This is a genomic window from Streptomyces sp. (assembly GCF_050698815.1).
In the GTDB taxonomy this organism is placed as follows: Bacteria; Actinomycetota; Actinomycetes; order Streptomycetales; family Streptomycetaceae; genus Streptomyces.
The window spans coordinates 1-2,100 of the sequence record NZ_JBOHCV010000296.1 but is presented as its reverse complement, the minus strand read 5'-3'; the positions used below and the strand labels follow the sequence as shown (position 1 = coordinate 2,100).

The 2,100-nt window shown below is 67.5% G+C and carries 2 protein-coding genes; one reads left to right on the top strand and one right to left on the bottom strand.

What is annotated here, in order from left to right; all coding sequences use genetic code 11:
* Positions 1 to 35: 35 nt before the first annotated feature.
* Positions 36 to 1,469 carry a gamma-aminobutyraldehyde dehydrogenase gene (locus ACRDP3_RS10740; protein ID WP_431516649.1) on the bottom strand — a complete coding sequence of 478 codons (1,434 nt, stop codon included), beginning with the start codon at positions 1,467 to 1,469 and terminating at the stop codon, positions 36 to 38.
* Between the two features lie 171 nt (positions 1,470 to 1,640).
* Here ACRDP3_RS10740 and ACRDP3_RS10735 point away from each other — a divergent pair.
* The coding region (locus ACRDP3_RS10735) for an Lrp/AsnC family transcriptional regulator (RefSeq protein ID WP_431516648.1) at positions 1,641 to 2,100 on the top strand (460 nt) is incomplete at its 3' end.

Below are 2,100 nucleotides of genomic sequence, written 5' to 3'. Positions count from 1 at the left end.
TCCCGGGGCAGCGCCGCCCCGGGACCCGCGACCGGTCACAGTGCCGTCATGACGTGCTTGACGCGCGTGTAGTCCTCCAGGCCGTACGCCGAGAGGTCCTTGCCGTAACCCGACTTCTTGAACCCGCCGTGCGGCATCTCGGCGACCAGCGGGATGTGGGTGTTGATCCAGACGCAGCCGAAGTCGAGCACCCGGGACATCCGCATCGCGCGGCCGTGGTGGGTCGTCCAGACCGAGGAGGCGAGGGCGTACTCGACGCCGTTGGCCCACTCCACGGCCTGGTCCTCGTCGGTGAACTTCTGGACCGTGATCACCGGCCCGAAGACCTCGTTCTGGATGATCTCATCTTCCTGGCGCAGTCCGGAGACGACGGTGGGAGCGTAGAAGTAGCCCTTGTCGCCGACGCGTTCGCCGCCCGACTCGACCTTGGCGTGGGCCGGGAGACGGTCGATGAAGCCGACCACCTTCTCCAGGTGGGTGGGGTTGTTGAGCGGCCCGTAGAAGCAGTCCTCGTCACTGAGGTCGCCGGTCTTCACCTCGGCGGCGGCCTTGGCCAGCGCGGCGACGAACTGCTCGTGTACGCCCTCCTGTACGAGCACGCGGGTCGCCGCGGTGCAGTCCTGGCCGGCGTTGAAGAAGCCGCCGTCCCGGATTCCCTCGACCGCCGCCGGAATGTCGGCGTCGTCGAAGACGATGCACGGCGCCTTGCCACCCAGCTCCAGGTGGGCACGTTTGACGTTCTTCGCCGCGCTGCCCGCGACCTCGATGCCCGCGCGCACGGAGCCGGTGATGGAGGCCATCGCCGGGGTCTTGTGCTCGACCATCAGCCGGCCGGTGTCGCGGTCGCCGCAGACGACGTTGAAGACGCCCTTGGGCAGGATCTCACCCATCACCACGGCCATGAAGACCGCGGAGGCCGGCGTGGTGTCGGACGGCTTGAGCACGACCGTGTTGCCCGCGGCCAGCGCCGGGGCGAACTTCCAGACCGCCATCATCGCGGGGTAGTTCCACGGCGCGACCTGCGCGCAGACACCGATCGGCTCGCGGCGTACGTAGGAGGTCAGCCCCTCCATGTACTCGCCGGCGGACTTGCCCTCCAGCATCCTGGCGGCGCCGGCGAAGAAGCGGATCTGGTCGAGCATCATCGGCAACTCCTCCTGCCGGGTCAGCTCCAGGGGTTTGCCGCAGTTCTCGCACTCGGCGGCGAGCAGTTCGTCGGCCCGTGCCTCCAGCGCGTCCGCGATCTTGAGGATCGCCTTCTGCCGCGTCGCCGGTGTGGCGTCGCGCCACGCCGGGAAGGCCCGCTCGGCGGCGGCCATCGCGGCGTCGACGTCCGCGGCGGCGGACAGCGGCGCGGTGGCGTACGCCTCGCCCGTGGCCGGATTGACCACCTCTGTGGTCCGGCCGTCAGCGGCGTCCCGGAACTCCCCGTCGATGTAGTTGCGCAGCCGACGCAGCTCGGTGGTCACTTCGCACCCCTCCTGCTTCGTTGTCCGTTGGGTGAGGCCGCCAGCCTAACCAGCACCACAACGCTTTCGATACACCCACACACCGAGGACGACGAATTCTGTTCATAGGCGGGCTTTCAACTTCGGATTACATCGCTTAAGGGTTGCGATACGGAGGAGGTCTCATGCACAGTGTCATGCGTGGCTCGAGACCCGAAGAAGACGCACGGCATCCGCTCGCTCGATGCCGTATCCCTGGCGATCATCGAACAGCTCCAGGAGGACGGCCGGCGTCCGTACGCCGCGATCGGCAAGGCCGTGGGCCTGTCCGAGGCGGCGGTCCGGCAGCGGGTACAGAAGCTGCAGGACCAGGGTGTCATGCAAATCGTAGCGGTGACCGATCCGCTCACCGTCGGATTCCTGCGACAGGCGATGATCGGCATCAACGTCGCGGGCGACCTCGAGTCCGTGGCCGACGCTCTCACCGAGATCGACGAGGTCGACTACGTGGTCATCACGGCCGGGTCGTTCGACCTGCTCGTGGAGATCGTCTGCCAGGACGACGAACACCTTCTCGAAATGATCACCAAGCGGATCCGCTCGCTGCCCGGCGTGCGCTCCACCGAGAGCTTCGTCTACCTCAAGCTGCGCA